This window comes from Dysgonomonas sp. UBA7710 (genome assembly GCF_002482385.1).
In the GTDB taxonomy this organism is placed as follows: Bacteria; Bacteroidota; Bacteroidia; order Bacteroidales; family Dysgonomonadaceae; genus Dysgonomonas.
In genome coordinates this window covers 44,756-60,686 of record NZ_DLFW01000018.1, presented here as the reverse complement: position 1 = coordinate 60,686, position 15,931 = coordinate 44,756, and the positions used below count along the sequence as shown (strand labels likewise).

General features: G+C 35.8%; 15 protein-coding genes. 14 read left to right on the top strand and 1 reads right to left on the bottom strand.

What is annotated here, in order from left to right:
* The first annotated feature begins 35 nt into the window (after positions 1 to 35).
* The 11 genes from B3317_RS05695 to B3317_RS05645 all read left to right on the top strand — a co-directional run bounded on the left by B3317_RS05695 (position 36) and on the right by B3317_RS05645 (position 12,670).
* Complete coding sequence (locus tag B3317_RS05695; RefSeq protein WP_291109494.1) at positions 36 to 2,090, top strand: beta-L-arabinofuranosidase domain-containing protein; 2,055 nt, start codon at positions 36 to 38, stop codon at positions 2,088 to 2,090.
* 599 nt (positions 2,091 to 2,689) lie between these two features.
* The gene (locus B3317_RS05690; protein WP_291109492.1) at positions 2,690 to 4,519 is read left to right on the top strand and encodes an ABC transporter ATP-binding protein; all 1,830 of its coding nucleotides are present in this window, start codon (positions 2,690 to 2,692) and stop codon (positions 4,517 to 4,519) included.
* Between the two features lie 41 nt (positions 4,520 to 4,560).
* Positions 4,561 to 5,322, top strand: a complete 762-nt coding sequence (gene trmB, locus B3317_RS05685; protein ID WP_291109490.1) for a tRNA (guanosine(46)-N7)-methyltransferase TrmB — start codon at positions 4,561 to 4,563, stop codon at positions 5,320 to 5,322.
* Entirely contained in the window at positions 5,315 to 6,427 is a 1,113-nt protein-coding gene (locus B3317_RS05680) for an Mrp/NBP35 family ATP-binding protein (protein ID WP_291109488.1), read from the top strand. Before trmB ends, B3317_RS05680 begins: the two co-directional genes overlap by 8 nt.
* 115 nt (positions 6,428 to 6,542) lie before the next feature.
* Complete coding sequence (gene folD / locus B3317_RS05675; RefSeq protein ID WP_291109486.1) at positions 6,543 to 7,424, top strand: bifunctional methylenetetrahydrofolate dehydrogenase/methenyltetrahydrofolate cyclohydrolase FolD; 882 nt, start codon at positions 6,543 to 6,545, stop codon at positions 7,422 to 7,424.
* Positions 7,425 to 7,703: 279 nt separating this feature from the next.
* Positions 7,704 to 9,017, top strand: coding sequence for a site-specific integrase (locus tag B3317_RS05670; RefSeq protein ID WP_291109484.1), 1,314 nt, complete (start codon positions 7,704 to 7,706; stop codon positions 9,015 to 9,017).
* The gene (locus B3317_RS05665; RefSeq protein ID WP_291109482.1) at positions 8,971 to 9,222 is read left to right on the top strand and encodes a helix-turn-helix domain-containing protein; all 252 of its coding nucleotides are present in this window, start codon (positions 8,971 to 8,973) and stop codon (positions 9,220 to 9,222) included. Before B3317_RS05670 ends, B3317_RS05665 begins: the two co-directional genes overlap by 47 nt.
* Positions 9,223 to 10,218: 996 nt before the next feature.
* Positions 10,219 to 10,767 (top strand): hypothetical protein, encoded by a 549-nt coding sequence (locus B3317_RS05660; protein WP_291109480.1) that lies wholly within the window; start codon positions 10,219 to 10,221, stop codon positions 10,765 to 10,767.
* Positions 10,768 to 10,780: 13 nt separating this feature from the next.
* Positions 10,781 to 11,260, top strand: coding sequence for a hypothetical protein (locus tag B3317_RS05655; RefSeq protein WP_291109478.1), 480 nt, complete (start codon positions 10,781 to 10,783; stop codon positions 11,258 to 11,260).
* A gap of 6 nt (positions 11,261 to 11,266) precedes the next feature.
* Positions 11,267 to 12,097, top strand: coding sequence for a PD-(D/E)XK nuclease family protein (locus B3317_RS05650; protein WP_291109476.1), 831 nt, complete (start codon positions 11,267 to 11,269; stop codon positions 12,095 to 12,097).
* Between the two features lie 6 nt (positions 12,098 to 12,103).
* On the top strand, positions 12,104 to 12,670 hold the full coding sequence (locus B3317_RS05645; RefSeq protein ID WP_291109475.1) for a hypothetical protein: 567 nt from the start codon (positions 12,104 to 12,106) through the stop codon (positions 12,668 to 12,670).
* A 64-nt stretch (positions 12,671 to 12,734) separates the two neighbouring features.
* Here B3317_RS05645 and B3317_RS05640 read toward each other — a convergent pair whose 3' ends face one another.
* A complete protein-coding gene (locus B3317_RS05640; protein ID WP_291109473.1) occupies positions 12,735 to 13,601 on the bottom strand; it encodes a DNA adenine methylase in 867 nt (288 codons plus the stop codon).
* An 84-nt stretch (positions 13,602 to 13,685) separates the two neighbouring features.
* On the opposite strand from B3317_RS05640, the gene B3317_RS05635 reads away from it, so the two are divergent.
* Genes B3317_RS05635 through B3317_RS05625 form a run of 3 tightly spaced genes read left to right on the top strand, consistent with a single transcriptional unit; the run spans position 13,686 to position 15,828 of the window.
* Entirely contained in the window at positions 13,686 to 13,946 is a 261-nt protein-coding gene (locus B3317_RS05635) for a helix-turn-helix domain-containing protein (protein WP_291109471.1), read from the top strand.
* Positions 13,924 to 14,793, top strand: a complete 870-nt coding sequence (locus B3317_RS05630; protein ID WP_291109469.1) for a DUF7687 domain-containing protein — start codon at positions 13,924 to 13,926, stop codon at positions 14,791 to 14,793. The genes B3317_RS05635 and B3317_RS05630 overlap by 23 nt, the downstream gene beginning before the upstream one ends.
* Before the next feature lie 39 nt (positions 14,794 to 14,832).
* On the top strand, positions 14,833 to 15,828 hold the full coding sequence (locus B3317_RS05625) for a hypothetical protein (protein ID WP_291109467.1): 996 nt from the start codon (positions 14,833 to 14,835) through the stop codon (positions 15,826 to 15,828).
* Positions 15,829 to 15,931 lie beyond the last annotated feature (103 nt).

Genomic DNA, 15,931 nt, shown 5'->3' with positions numbered 1-15,931 from the left:
TACCGGTTATATAAAATAAATTTTAAATAATACATATGAAAAATGGTCTTTTAAACAGCTTAATCGCAGTCATACTCCTTTTATGCAGTAATAGTATTTCTGCATCGGGAGGTGACACTGATGTTACAATCGTAAACCGCCCCTCAGTAAAGGCCCTTAACAGTCATTATACAAGTAACAGGGCTCCTTTACTACCTAATAATTTTATAAAATTACCTGTCGGAAAAGTACAACCTAAAGGCTGGACAAAACGTATGCTCGAACTACAGCGCGACGGACTAGCCGGGCAACTGGGCGAAATCAGCGCATGGCTCAACAAAAAGAACAATGCGTGGCTCAATGCCGGAGGAGAGTACGGATGGGAAGAAGTCCCTTACTGGCTCAAAGGATATGGCAATATGGCCTACATTCTTAATGATCCGAAAATGCTTGCCGAAACGAAAATATGGATAGAAGCAGCCATAAAAAGCCAGCAAGCCGACGGATATTTCGGTCCGGTCAATGAAAGAGACGGGAAGAGGGAGCTTTGGGCCAACATGATAATGTTATGGTGCCTGCAATCCTATTACGAATATTCGAATGACAAACGCGTAATAGACCTGATGACCAACTATTTCAAATGGCAACTGACTGTTCCTGACGAAAAATTCCTGAAAGACTACTGGGAAAATTCCAGAGGAGGGGACAATATTTATAGCGTATATTGGCTATACAATATCACCGGAGACTCTTTCCTCTTGGAACTGGTTCACAAAATACACCGCAATACTGCTAACTGGATGCTCGATTCCAGTCTTCCTAACTGGCATAACGTAAATATAGCGCAAGGCTTCCGGGAACCTGCGACCTACTATATGCTCACCAAAGACCCGGCGCATCTTCACGCCACCTACAACGTACATGATCTTATACGCCGCACATTCGGACAAGTATCGGGGGGTATGTTCGGCGCAGATGAGAATGCCCGGATGGGGTATATAGATCCCCGTCAGGGTACGGAAACATGCGGTTTTGTAGAACAAATGGCTTCGGATGAAATGATGTTGTGGTACACCGGAGACCCGTTGTGGGCGGAACATTGCGAAAATATCGCGTTCAATTCCTATCCCGCGTCCATGATGCCCGACCTGAAATCTTTACGTTATATTACCTGTCCGAACCATGTGCAGAGCGATTCGGAAAACCACAAACCGGGTATTGACAACGGAGGGCCTTTTCTTGCAATGAACCCGTTCAGCAGCCGTTGCTGTCAGCACAATCACGCGCAAGGCTGGCCTTATTTTATAGAGAACCTGATTCTTGCTACTCCTGATAATGGCGTTGCAGCAGCCATCTATGCAGCCTGCGAGGCAAAAGTAAAAGTAGGTGACGGCACTGAGATCACTATCGGTGAAGATACGCAATATCCGTTTGACGGAGCAATCCAGTTTAAAGTAAGCGCACCGAAGAAGGTGAGATTTCCATTCTATCTTCGTATCCCGTCATGGACAAAGGATGCACAACTGGAAATAAACGGTAAGAAAATCTCTGCCGATCTGGTTGCAGGTAAATATGCGTGTATTAACCGTGAATGGAGCAATGGGGATATCGTAAAAGTTACCTATCCGATGGAATTCTCGCTGAAAACATGGCAGGTGAACAAAAATAGCGTAAGCGTTAATTACGGTCCTTTGACTTTATCTCTCAATATTGATGAAGAATACAAGAAAGTGGATAGTAAAGAAAGCGCCATCTGGGACTCGAAATGGCAGGAAAGTGCCGACCCGTCCAAATGGCCGTCATACGAAATATATCCCAAGACAGCATGGAATTACGCCTTGGTTTTAGATCCGGAGAAACCATTCAGCAACCTTGTTGTTGAAAAGAGGGCATGGCCTGCGGATAACTATCCTTTTACCCAGCAAAACTCTCCTCTTGTAATAAAGGCAAAAGGGAGACAAGTACCGTCTTGGAAATTAGATCAATATAAGTTATGTGGAGTATTGCCCAACGAAGACTGTGAAAAATCATCCCGGGTGGATGATATTACGCTCGTACCTATGGGTACAGCCCGGTTAAGGATAACTTCTTTCCCGGCATCATACGAGTAACTTTGTATTTATTTGAGTTTTATTCGGAACGGGACTATCTATAGTAAGATAGTCCCGTTTTTATTTAACTTTATCAAAAATCTTTATCTATGTATTTGGCAGATCGCCTTTAGTTGATAGTTCTTTGAAGTATTGGATTTAGGATTTAAAAATTTAATGTTTAAGGATTCAATAATTGAAATGCGTAAAAGCTGTAACCTTTGTTACTTTTTTAAGAGTTACAAGTTACTGCGCCATGCGGGCCCCCGCTGGCGCGGACTTCCAGTCCGTGTCTTGTTGACAGGGCAAAAATGTTTGCTACGCAACACACAGACGGGACGTCTGCGCGAGCGCGTGTAGACAAGAAACGGGATAAAAGTTGTTAACTGATGACTGTTTACTGTTAACTGAAAAAAGTGTTGCCTTTTATACATCAAATATAGAAAGAACTGATTATCCTTTCAGAGTAAAAAAGGTTGCTAATTTTCTTTGTAATTGTTCGTCATATTAGTGAAAATAGGCAAAAGATATTCATTAAGAGAAGAATTATAGCTAACTTGCACCCGTTTTTGCAATAGCCTCTCCTGAGGCTATACTTTTTATTAACTAAACATCTTTTGATGAACGATTTTATTTCACTGATCAGGCGGTTTGTTCCGCCATACAAAAGGCAAGTAGGACTCAATATCTTGTTTAATATACTGAGCGCATTCCTCAATGTATTCTCCTTTGCTTTGATTGTTCCAATCCTTCAGATCCTGTTCAAGGTGAACGACAAAGTCTATGAATATATGCCAATGGACTCTTCCAGTATATTCAACTTTAAGATTTTAGAAAACAATGCATACTACTACCTTTCCCAAACTATGGATACTCATTCGGGAGCTGCCGTCCTGCTTATTCTGGGTTTGATTCTGGTAATAATGACTATCTTGAAAACAGGAACGACCTATCTCAGTGCTTATTTCATCACAGATGTACGCACGGGGGTGGTAAGGGATATACGCAAGCAGATTAATGATAAGGTCTTGTCTCTTCCTCTGGGTTTCTTCTCCAATGAACGCAAAGGTGATATCATGGCGCGTATGACCGGAGATGTGGGTGAGGTGGAAAACTCTGTAATGAGTTCCCTGGATATGATTAGTAAAAACCCGATTATGATTATGATATATCTGGGTACATTGCTATTCATCAGTTGGAAGCTTTCTATATTTGTTTTCATTCTGTTACCTATTTCCGGATATATCATGGGCAAAGTGGGTAAGAGCCTGAAAAGACAATCCGTAGAAGCCCAAAATCAATGGGGCGGTATGATGTCACAGATAGAGGAAACACTGGGCGGATTACGCATCATTAAGGCATTTAACGCCGAAGAAAAAATGATCGAACGTTTCGATAAAACAAGTAATGTATTCCGTAATATGTCGAACCGTATTGCCCGCAGGCAACAATTGGCCCATCCGATGAGCGAACTGTTGGGGACGATAACCATTGTTTTAGTACTATGGTATGGAGGATCACTCATTCTGGAAGGCAGTGGGTACATGGATGCGTCCAGGTTCATATATTACCTGACTATTTTCTATCTGATTATCAATCCGGCAAAAGACTTGTCTAAATCGGCCTATGCCATTCAAAAAGGTATGGCTTCGGTAGAACGTATAGACAAAATACTCAAGGCTGAAAATAACATCAAGAGTCCGGCTAATCCGAAACCAATACCTTTCAACAGGGAGATAACCTACCGGAATGTATTGTTCAGATATGAAACAAACTGGGTAATAAAAGACGTTAGCATCACAATACCAAAAGGAAAAACCGTGGCACTTGTAGGGCAATCCGGTTCCGGTAAATCAACAATGGCCGACCTCCTGCCCCGCTTCTATGATGTAAACGAAGGAGGTATCTACATCGACGACACCAATATTAAGGATGCTGATGTACACGACTTACGGGCACTGATGGGCAATGTGAATCAGGAAGCTATCCTGTTTAACGATACATTCTTCAATAATATATCATTCGGGGTGGAAAATGCGACAATGGAGCAGGTCATCGAAGCTGCTAAAGTTGCCAATGCTCACGACTTCATCATGGCTACTGAAAAAGGCTATGATTCCAGTATAGGAGACCGGGGCAGCAAACTGTCGGGTGGACAACGCCAACGGGTCAGCATTGCCCGCGCGATACTGAAAAACCCTCAGATACTGATTCTGGACGAAGCTACATCGGCCCTGGATACTGAATCGGAACGTCTTGTACAGGATGCTTTGGAAAAACTGATGAAGAACCGTACAACGCTGGTTATCGCTCACCGCTTATCCACAATCAAGAACGCGGATGAAATATGCGTAATGAGCGAAGGTATAGTTGTAGAACGCGGACATCATGACGAACTGTATGAGATGAACGGATATTACAGGAAGCTGTGTGATATGCAACAGTTCTAATATGCTGATTTGTCAATATACTAATTTGCTAATTTAAAGTAATGGGAAAGAATAAACTTGCCAAATTTGCCAACATGGAGGAATACCCGCACGTATTCCAGTATCCGTTTGCAGTTCTGCAAGAAAAAGGGTTTGCGATGAAAGGCAAATGGAACGAGTTGTTTTTCAAAAATGACAACCCGATTGTTCTTGAACTCGGTTGCGGCAAAGGCGAATACACAGTAGGCCTGGCTAAGCTGTTCCCTGATAAAAATTTCATCGGAATAGATATAAAAGGAGCAAGGATGTGGACAGGTGCAAAACAGTCATTCGAAGAAAAGTTGGCCAATGTAGCTTTCCTGCGTACGCACATAGAACTGGTTACCCATTTCTTTGCCAAAGGGGAAATTTCCGAGATCTGGATAACATTCCCCGACCCGCAAATGAGTAAGGTAAACAAACGGATGACTTCGACCCGTTTTATGAAGTTGTATCGCCAGATTCTGTCTGACAATGGTATCATACACCTGAAGACCGATAGCAATTTCATGTTTACATATACCTGTGAAATGGTGAAGGCTAATTCACTGCCTGTATTGTTCCAGTCTGCTGACTTATACCATTCGGGACTCGTAGATGATATTCTTAAAATACAGACATTCTATGAACAACAATGGCTTTCCCGTGGTTTAAATATCAAGTATATAAAATTTGAGTGCGCCGGACGTGATAACTGGACTGAACCGGATACTGAAATCGAAAAAGACCCGTATCGCAGTTACGGACGCAGTAACGAATTAAATCAATCAACTAAAAATGGCTAATATATATCCTAAACTGATTATCGACGCACTACGCAACGTGCGTTATCCCGGTACAGGGAAAGATATCGTAGAAATGGGGTTTGTATCCGACGATATACATATCGACGGTATGAAGGTTAGTTTCTCCATGATGTTTGACAAACCGAACGATCCATTTATCAAATCGGTTGTAAAAGCAGCCGAGACAGCTATACTTACTTATGCAGACCCTGACATTGAAATTAAAGGCAATATAGAAGTAAGAACCAAACAGGCAGAGCAACCAAAGCCTGCGACACTTCTTCCTCAGGTGAAAAATATCATTGCCATATCATCAGGCAAAGGCGGCGTGGGAAAAAGTACCGTATCTGTAAATCTGGCTGTATCATTAGCTAAAAAAGGCTATAAGGTAGGCCTACTGGATGCCGATATATTCGGCCCGTCGCTTCCCAAAATGTTTAATGAAGAAGAGTCTCAGCCATACTTAGAGCCTATAGACGGCAAGGAATATATTATTCCCGTTGAAAAATACGGTGTAAAGATGCTTTCCATAGGATTCTTCGTAAACAAGAACGATGCTGTGGTATGGCGTGGCGCAATGGCGGGAAATGCTTTGAAGCAACTTATAGCCGATGCAAATTGGGGAGACCTCGATTATTTCCTTATCGACTTTCCTCCCGGCACAAGTGATATACACCTTACATTGGTGCAGACACTGGCTATTACGGGAGCGGTAGTGGTAAGTACACCTCAGGAAGTGGCTCTGGCCGATGCGCGCAAGGGAATCAATATGTTTACCAATGATAAGGTCAATGTGCCAATATTAGGACTGGTAGAAAACATGGCATGGTTCACTCCTGCCGAACTACCGGAAAACAAGTATTACATCTTTGGTAAAGAAGGAGCTAAAAATCTGGCGGAAGATATGAATGTGCCTTTACTCGGGCAAATACCTATCGTCCAGAGCATTTGCGAAGGAGGTGACAAAGGTGTACCCGTGGCCCTGAATGAGAATACGATAACAGGCATGGCATTCGCTCATCTGGCCGATAACTTTATAGCTTCGGTAGACAAACGAAACAGTCAATTTGCACCCACAAAGAAAGTGGAGGTAAGCAACAAATAACAGGAATGGAGGGCACAGGGATGTCCTCTTTTCATTTAGATCATTAACTCTATTATATTCATATTTGTATATTTGCATTCAGGAAGCACTATCATACATTACTAAACCAATATCTATGCAACTAATCGACGGAAAAGCCATTTCGGCGCAGATGAAAAAGGAAATAGCAGAAGAAGTAGCGCAAATAAAAGCCGCAGGAGGAAAAACCCCACATCTGGCAGCAGTACTTGTCGGACATGATGGCGGTAGCGAAACCTATGTAGCCAGTAAAGTACGGACATGTGAAGAAGTAGGGTTTAAATCATCCCTTATCCGCTTCGAAGAGAATGTTAGTGAAGAGGAGTTACTAGCTTGTGTCGATAAGTTGAACAATGATGCTGACGTAGATGGTTTTATAGTTCAACTACCTCTGCCAAAGCATATTTCGGAGCAGAAAGTGATTGAAGCGATAGATTACCGTAAAGATGTGGATGGCTTCCACCCTATCAATGTGGGGCGGATGTCCATCGGCCTGCCTTGCTTTGTTTCGGCTACTCCGGCAGGTATATTGGAACTGCTGAAAAGATATGAAATACCAACTCAGGGGAAACATTGCGTCGTTCTTGGCCGTAGTAATATAGTAGGCAAACCTGTAGCCAATCTGATGATGCAGAAGGGTTATCCGGGCGACGCCACCGTAACGGTCTGCCACAGCCGTACGCCAAACATCAAGGAAGTATGTTTGAGCGCCGATATTATCATTGCCGCCCTTGGTGTTCCGGAGTTCCTGAAAGGCGATATGGTCAAAGACGGTGTTGTTGTTGTAGACGTAGGTACGACCCGCGTGCCATCTACCGGGACTAAATCCGGCTTCAGACTGAAAGGTGATGTGGCTTTCGACGAAGTTGCACCTAAAGCATCTTATATCACTCCCGTTCCCGGGGGGGTAGGCCCTATGACTATCATCTCATTGATGCGGAATACATTACTGGCAGGAAAGAAAGAGATATATGGTTAAAAACAAAATACTCCTGTAAACAATTGATTTACAGGAGTATTTAAATTCTGTGACCCTGGCGGTTTTAATCACTCTTTCCGTTGTTTTCTTTATTTTTTAATTTTAGTTTATTACCCCTCTGATTTTCAAATAGTCCGATTTGGAAGTTATCATTTAATTTTTTATATTAAGTAAAAACAGAATCAAATTTTGTTTTACCAATGTTTTACCAAAAATAAAACATGAATAATACCAATTGTAAACTAATTTGAAATAATAATTGAACTAAATATTAAAATCATGGCATATTCAATTACACCAATATTGAGGAAAGACAGAATAAACAAAAGAACAGAAGAATTTGCTTTAGTTATACGAGTAACTATTGATAGAAAACATGCATATTGCACTATTGATAAAATAAGAAAAGAAGACTGGAATTTCGAAAAACAAGAAGTCCGAAAATCTCATCCTAATCATGCAATTTTAAATACACGTATAACAAACGGCAAAGCAACGTATCAAAAAATAGTGAATGAGATTGAAGTTTATTATGAAGGAGGAGATAAAATTGAAGAATTCCGAAAAAGAATAAATAGAAAAAGCCAGTCAACAGACTTTTTTGAATTTGTTCAAAAATTAAATGAAGATTTATATACGCAAAGATCATATTCAACTTATAAAAGATATGTTTCAGTCATTAATAAATTTAAAGGCTTTTACAAAAAAGAGAGATTGTCTATTGGAGAGTTTAAGTTAGAACTTATACGAAAATTTGAATCCCATTTGATAAGCAATTTAAAAAACAATCAATCTACTGTAACTTCAAACATGAAGGTTCTTTCTTTTTATTTGAACCAGTTTTATATAGAACATGAGATTGATTTGATAAAAAGTCCTTTTACTCATTATTCGATGAAGCCAGAAGAATTTAATCCAACATTTCTAGAAATATCAGAAATTAAAAGCATAATGAACAAGTCTTATACCCCAATGAATCCTTTGAATGAAGTAAAAAAAGTATTTCTTTTTGAGTGCTTTAGTGGTATGAGAATTGGAGATATTTTAGAATTAAAATGGGAAAACTTTCATGTCGGGACTAAAGAACTACATTATATAGTAAGAAAAACAAAAAAAGAAACAATACATCCTTTGAATGATTTAGCTTTTAATATATTAAATATAAAATTGAAAAATCATAAACAGGATTACGGAAAAATCCAAAAAGGGAAATACATATTTGGCTTTCTGAAAAAAGATATTACTAACTTAAGTAAAGAAGAAGGGTTAAATGCGATAAGTTCCGCAACTGCATTAATAAATAGAAGATTAAAAAAGATTGCAGAAGAAGTAAATATAAACAAAAATCTATCAACGCATGTCGGAAGACACACTTATGCGACAATGCTTGTTTCCTTGGGAGGAAATACTCATTATGTAAAAGATTTACTGGGGCATAGTAGCCTAAAAATGACAGAACGATATGTTTCTATTGTAGAAAGTTCGAAAAGAAACACAAACAATTTGTGGAATAGTATATTTGATAAATCTAATAATATTCAACATTATGGTAGAAAACGAAAAAGAGCCGAAGAATCCATTTCTAACGACTAAAGAGGTTGCATATATATTTAGAGTTAGTCCTCGAACAATTCATAATTATAGGAAAGACTTAAAGCTTCCATTTTACCAGATTAGTAAAAAGAATATTCTTTACCGATTATCTGATGTTGTTACTTTGATGAGAAATAGCAATTCTTCAATTTATTTAAAAGAGAAATTAGAGAAATATGCAAATTCTTTCATCCAATTAGAGTAAAGTCATATTCTTTCGTTTTCTAGTTTTCTAGGATAACTCATTTATCTAAAAGTATATAGGTCTAAATTTGAGATTTTATTACTTTAATTAAGGAGTTGTTATTTGACACTCCTTTTTTATTTGAGATTATTATTTAGAGATGAATTAAACAGAAGTTATTAAACTTTTACCCACAAAAATTACTTCAAACCTAGCCCAAGTGGATTTTTGTATTTTTTTCTATCCTATTTTTTAGCGAAAAACAGCGTTTTTTGAAATTAGAAATAAAACTAGCTTCTAAGTCTTTCTACAAAACAGTTACATGAGAACTAAACCATTCCACTAAGGTAGCCTAAGTGAGAGAAAAACACCAAAAAAGGGGTACTTATGTCTAAATAGTGAAGTTGCACATAAAAAGATGTGTGGATAGTCATAAAAATTAAACAGATTCGCGGATAAATATTTTTCCTATTATTATATCTAACAATACATATAACTATACAGACTAATACAATCATATAACACAGATTATCCAAACCTATCCCATAGTGGCGTTTAGGTAAGGTGGGTATAAGAGTAGAATAGAAAGAAGAATTAGAACGAGACAGATAGAATTTACAATACTTCTACACAAATAGGGGGTACCCCTTAAATGGGATTTATATATTAGATAGCTTCGGGTAGTATGCTTAGATTAGAATAAGATTTTTCAGAATACGGACATATTAAATATACAGATATAAACTTTTTACTACATTTGCATATAAACCAATTAAAAAGTAATAACTATAAAAAAGATTTAAAACATACATATTTGATATAAAGCATTAGCTTTTTATTCTTGCTATTGAAAATCGCCAATTTTTAAGACAAACAGGGATAACAAGTTTTAATGTTCACGCATGGTGCGTGGACTTTACTTGTTTGTTTGTCGGGTGTTTGGCGATACCTCAATAGTGAGCATGATAAAGTTTCACGCACTTTTTATGTAATAACTATAAATTAAAACAATGTATTATGAGAAAACTAATTTTACTTTTTTTATTTCCTTTGATATTCTTTTCATGTGGAAATAATATTAAATCGCCAAATGAGAAAGAACAAACTGTGTCTGACAATCCAAAAGAGGAAAAAGAAAAATCCTTTAAGAGTAGCCATATCTTAGAAATCGGAGATAATTTAAAAATTGCTGGATTTGATATAAAAATAGAGTCTGCGAATATAGCGACTGAATTGCCAGCAATTTTTGATGATAAGATATATGCCGATGGCTATTTTTTGGTAATGTCATTTATTGTAAAAAATGAATCTTCAAGGTATAGAGCTGTCTCAAATGTAATAGGTATGCACGTTGTTAATTCTGATGGATTAGTTCAAAAATATTTAGATTCATTCTCTGCAAAGATGAAAGACGAATATGAGCATTTTGAGCTTTTGGTCGTACCCGAAGGCTTCTCAAAGCGAGCTTATGCCATTTTCGAGATTCCAGATAAATCTGAATATTATCTAAGTTTTATAGGGGATGGCGGTAGGTCAATGGCTTCTTTGGAGAATATTATTAAATAAGTTATAACATCATATGAGAAAAATTTTGACAATATTTGCAGCTCTATTAATCTATACAACATTACAAGCACAAGAATTATTTGTAGATGAAGTTGAATGTATAGAAAATAAGATTTTTGACCTTACGCCTAAAAATATGATTAATTACTTAGGGAAAGTAAACAAAGAAGAATTTGAAAAATTAGTCGGTCAGCCAGTAGGAGAAGAAGATGGATTTATAGTCTATGAAGTAAATAGTAAATACGAAGAAATTCCTATTGCTATCAGGTGTAACTACAATGAGAAAACAGGAAAACTCATTCATGTGCGTTTTCCTACCCCAAAACCATTAGGATATGACTTAGGTATGCTACATCTTGTAGGAAACAATAAGCAATATTTCAAATTATATAAAAATCAATTTAATAATACATATAGGGTTGATTATAAATATAAAGGTTTCGGAGCACAAATATTTTATTCTGGAATTGTAATTTATCATATAGTAAAATAAGAGGCAATGGAAAAAAATGAAGATTTCGTATATTTAATTGGTAACCTAAAAAATATTTATTTTAAAGAAAATCTAACCAACAAAAATTCGCAACAAGAATATTCCAATAAGCTAGATCGCATTATTGATGAAATTAATTTTTTGTATGAAAGGGAATCAGAATATACCTATAAGGAATGTATAATACCTTTTACAAATAAATATTCATTTCTGCAAACTCCATCTATTTTAGAAGCTATCAATAAATTGAAATATGAGACATTCCATTCTCTCATCTTAAAAGAATTATGGAATCCTCAACATGGTAAGCAACTATTGGCAAATTTCATTACTACAATAGATGATATTTCGACAAGTGATAAAATAAAACTTCAAGAATATATTATACAGGGTAATTATTCTATCGAGGAAGAACATACAATCAAGAATAATAAAAAACGGATTGATTTGCTTATTACGGATAATGCTAAAAAGTGGTTTGTTATAATTGAAAATAAAATTGAAGCTAGCGTAAGTATATCATCGGAGAATAAAACTCAGCTACAATATTATTATCAGTACGGAGAAAGAAAATTAAAAGAGTACACAGATAAATTTTATATTTTACTTAGCCATAGGAATAATAAAAAAAATGCTATTGAACCTTGGAAATACACTACATATAATAATGTGTTTCTGTCTTTAATAAAAACAAATTCCGACACACGGATAGTACAGGATTATTTATCTTCTCTATTTAGCTTATTATATCCGCATAACATATCACAAGAAGATATTGGCAATTCTTTATACAAGTCATACCAATTTTATCGTGAAACAATAAAACATCTAAAATAAATAACAATGAAAAGAATCACAGAATTAAACACCAAGTGTTTAGAAAATATGTCGATGCTATTAGAATCAATAGCAATAACTGCAAATAAAATAACGGCTTTAATAGAGCAAGAAGGAGAAAAACTTAACTCATTTATAGAAACCCATTTTTCAAACTCTCATTTATATACATCTCTAATAGACAATAATTCAATTAATATTTTCAGTGATGGTAATAGACGAAAACCCACATATGAACTAAAGCCAATATTACATATTCCTTATTCATTTACTTTATCTGAAAATAAAAAGAAAAGTGCTATCTCATTCTTTATAGAATGTGGTTATTTATGTAATGAAGAAGAAAATGTAATATATTTCGGTATTGGAGAAGAATCTGAAAATATATTATCTACTGAATTTATAAATGAATTGGAGCAAAGTATTCCCAATAAATGGAAAATATCAAAAGATGAATATTATATAGGTATTGAGTTTATTCCCGACAACTCTTTTTCCGAAGAAAAAATCAATGATTATACAGAAGATTTTAAAAATTATATTCTTACTCCAATATTATCAAGGCTCGAATAAGAGCCTTTTTTATTTAAAATTTCTACGTTCTGTAATTACATTTATCAAACGTTGAAAACATTTATTAGATATATGTTAAAAGCAATCTATCTGAAACTTTCTCAGATTCTAAAGATTGACCCTCCATCTGAAAGCGCTTTAGCATAGACTGTCCTATAGATATAAAATGTTCCTGCTCAAACAAACCATCTGGAATTGGCAGATCACAGATATAGTCTCCAGACTTTTTATTCCCATCAATACTAAGAGCAGTATATATTCCTCTTCTTTTTGCATTTTCAATACATTGTAATAGTTCCTCTAACTTGAAAGATTGGGCTCCATATAGTATATTCTGACTATGGCTATATGGGGGATCACAATAAATTAAATCTCCTGGTCTTGCCATTTCAAATATATTCTTATAGTCTGCATTTAGAAAATCTACATTCTTCAATCTCTCTTCCCATTCTTGGACACGTATTTTGAATGTATTTACAGGGATTGGGGTATGAGCTCCACATGGAGTACTCATAAAACCATCGGATTTTCTGAATCGTATTATACCGCCATAACAGGCACGTGTCAAATATAAAAAATCAGCACCATTATGATTTGTATTAAACTGAGTACGGATATCATTATAAACCTCTACACGGTCTTCTTCATCTAATCGGCTTCTCCTCTCTGCATACCATTCTATTAATTCATTTGGATTATCTTTTAAAGTTTGCCATATCTCCATTAATGGAGTAAATACATCAGATCCGACACCTTTTGTAGGAGACACAGTCGCTAAAATAGCTCCACTTCCTAAAAATGGTTCATAAAATGTATTAAAATACTTAGGAAATAAATTTGTTATTTCACATGCAAATTTCTGCTTGTTACCAACCCATTTTAAGAGTTGTGATCTTGGAGGAGTATATCTGGAGAGTTTACGACAATTCACTTTTTTCTAATTTTCAACAAAGTTAATCATTTTGTTCTTATATCCTATTTTGGGATATTCTATTTTAGGATATATCTTAGATGTATGAAAAAGAGTCATCACTCAAAAGAATATAAAATACTTCTTACAACCCTTTATCGCTTAAGGATTGGAAGTAATTTATCGCAGGCTGAATTATCTGAAAAACTAGATGTTCCTCAATCTTTTATAAGTAAAATAGAGACAGGAGAAAGAAGAATTGATATTGTAGAATTAAAAATGCTTGTGGAATGTATGGGTATGACGTTAGTCGATTTTATAATTGAATATCAAAATACTTTAGATGATACCAAATCCAAAATTTAAAAACTTAGACCTTGAATTCTGGGCAAATGTGAAGCTTTTGAATCAAAAATTAGGGTACACAATAAGAAAAACAAAAAACAATCCTAAATCTGGATTTGTCATACCTTCTGTTAGAGATATTATCTTCACTTTTAGGGAAGAGAATCTTTCCTATGAGCGACTAGTAAAAGATCACATGCAACTAACAGAATTGGGAGAACTCCTCATTCAATACATGCAGTATAGAGGGTATGTCTTAGAACAATATGTACGACCAAATCTAATGAATAAGGATCAAGCTAAGGCACTTTTCGAAAAAATCAAAGGAGAGTTAAACTCTCGATGTCCTCTCCCCTACAATAAGCAGAAAGGGGATAAAAAAGATTTTTCTTTTTTAACAGGATTGGTCAATATGCTTATTGAATCTAATATAGGAGATCAGCGATGTGATTATGACCCTCGAGAATTGACATCATTAACTATTGACGGCTATCCAGTGAGAACATTATCAAGGAGGGTTGATGGAGCTTTCCCATCGACAAAAGACCCTATTGCTATTTGGGAGATCAAGGAGTATTATTACACAACAACTTTTGGTAGTAGAGTTGCTGATGGTGTATATGAGACGCAACTTGATGGATGGGAGTTGTGGGAAGCATATACTAATTTAGGCCGTCAAATTAAACACTACCTTATAATTGATGATTATTATACGTGGTGGGATTGTGGTAAATCATATCTCTGTAGACTTATTGATTCTATGCATATGGGGCTTGTTTCAGAAGTTCTCTTTGGGAGAGAAGTTATTGATCGAATTCCGGTAATTGTCGAGGAATGGAAAAGTATTAACAAGAAGGGTTCTCTTTAATATTTTTTTACCCTTTTATGAGATTCATTCCATAATCATATGATAGACCGTATCACATTCCAAATCAAAGACTATGATTTAGAAGAATTAAAAAAACGATTGCCTTTAGACAAACCAATGTCAGTAAGCCCAGAAACAGGAGAGATCAATAAAGGTACACATTTGAGGAATCTCAGCCTTACTCTTGCGTCAAGTGGAGACTTATGGCTTAAGAACTCATTACATAAATTTAAGCAAGGTGGATACAATTACAACCCATTTACACCCAAAGAAGCACAGAAAGCAATAATTGAGATATATAAGACTCTAAAGATTCCTTTAGCTAATTTTATCGTTACCAATATCGAAATAGGGGTTAATATGCGAATGCCGGAAGACCCTATGAATTATATAAACACTATACGATATTACGAAGATACATATCGCTTCATACCGATGAAGCCTTTATATAAAACAAGTAAGATAAAAGGAATTTCCTGTAGCCTTTCTGAATACGAGATCAAATTCTATGATAAAACTTTTCACTCTAAGCATAGAAAGAGTAAAGTGGAACGAGATAAAGTTCGTGATAACATTCTCCGTTATGAAATAGGATTATCTTCAAAGCAATCCTCTATGCTAGGCTTTAAGAATTTTAAACCTTACAGGGCAACGAAATATCCTCTTACAGCAGAACATTTGTTAAATCCTCGCTTTTATTCAAGGTTTATAAGAGTATTACGAAATACCTTCTACAAAATTTCATTTCATGACATTGAAACAGATTATACAAAATTTTCTCCCGAAGAAGCTAAAAGATATATATTCGCAATGTCAGAAGATTATCAATACTATCTGGATTATCTCAAAAAATATCAAGGAGAAAAGGAATTCAGAAAGGAAATGCGGGCAAATGATATTTTCTTGAAAAAGATCGAACCTTTAAAAAACAGTAAGTACGAAAAAGAACTAAAAGAGATATTTGAAAAAACTATGTCTGAAATGATGGGTGCAAAATTAAGTAGTTCTGAAATAGAAAAATTGCTTTTATTCTAATAAAGGTATTCCTAAATCCAATAAGTAGGAAAATTTACATAGAAAATAAACAAAACACTTATAACCAGGGTATAACATAAAAATAGTAGCTTTAGCCAAACTT

Bases quoted from the DNA above. Each gene is read 5' to 3' on its own strand.
- B3317_RS05660 (WP_291109480.1), top strand. From the start codon at position 10,219: ATGAGAAAACTAATTTTACTTTTTTTATTTCCTTTGATATTCTTTTCA.
- B3317_RS05665 (WP_291109482.1), top strand. From the start codon at position 8,971: ATGGTAGAAAACGAAAAAGAGCCGAAGAATCCATTTCTAACGACTAAA.
- B3317_RS05670 (WP_291109484.1), top strand. From the start codon at position 7,704: ATGGCATATTCAATTACACCAATATTGAGGAAAGACAGAATAAACAAA.
- B3317_RS05650 (WP_291109476.1), top strand. From the start codon at position 11,267: ATGGAAAAAAATGAAGATTTCGTATATTTAATTGGTAACCTAAAAAAT.
- trmB (WP_291109490.1), top strand. From the start codon at position 4,561: ATGGGAAAGAATAAACTTGCCAAATTTGCCAACATGGAGGAATACCCG.
- B3317_RS05680 (WP_291109488.1), top strand. From the start codon at position 5,315: ATGGCTAATATATATCCTAAACTGATTATCGACGCACTACGCAACGTG.
- B3317_RS05635 (WP_291109471.1), top strand. From the start codon at position 13,686: ATGAAAAAGAGTCATCACTCAAAAGAATATAAAATACTTCTTACAACC.
- folD (WP_291109486.1), top strand. From the start codon at position 6,543: ATGCAACTAATCGACGGAAAAGCCATTTCGGCGCAGATGAAAAAGGAA.
- B3317_RS05655 (WP_291109478.1), top strand. From the start codon at position 10,781: ATGAGAAAAATTTTGACAATATTTGCAGCTCTATTAATCTATACAACA.
- B3317_RS05645 (WP_291109475.1), top strand. From the start codon at position 12,104: ATGAAAAGAATCACAGAATTAAACACCAAGTGTTTAGAAAATATGTCG.
- B3317_RS05695 (WP_291109494.1), top strand. From the start codon at position 36: ATGAAAAATGGTCTTTTAAACAGCTTAATCGCAGTCATACTCCTTTTA.
- B3317_RS05625 (WP_291109467.1), top strand. From the start codon at position 14,833: ATGATAGACCGTATCACATTCCAAATCAAAGACTATGATTTAGAAGAA.
- B3317_RS05690 (WP_291109492.1), top strand. From the start codon at position 2,690: ATGAACGATTTTATTTCACTGATCAGGCGGTTTGTTCCGCCATACAAA.
- B3317_RS05630 (WP_291109469.1), top strand. From the start codon at position 13,924: ATGATACCAAATCCAAAATTTAAAAACTTAGACCTTGAATTCTGGGCA.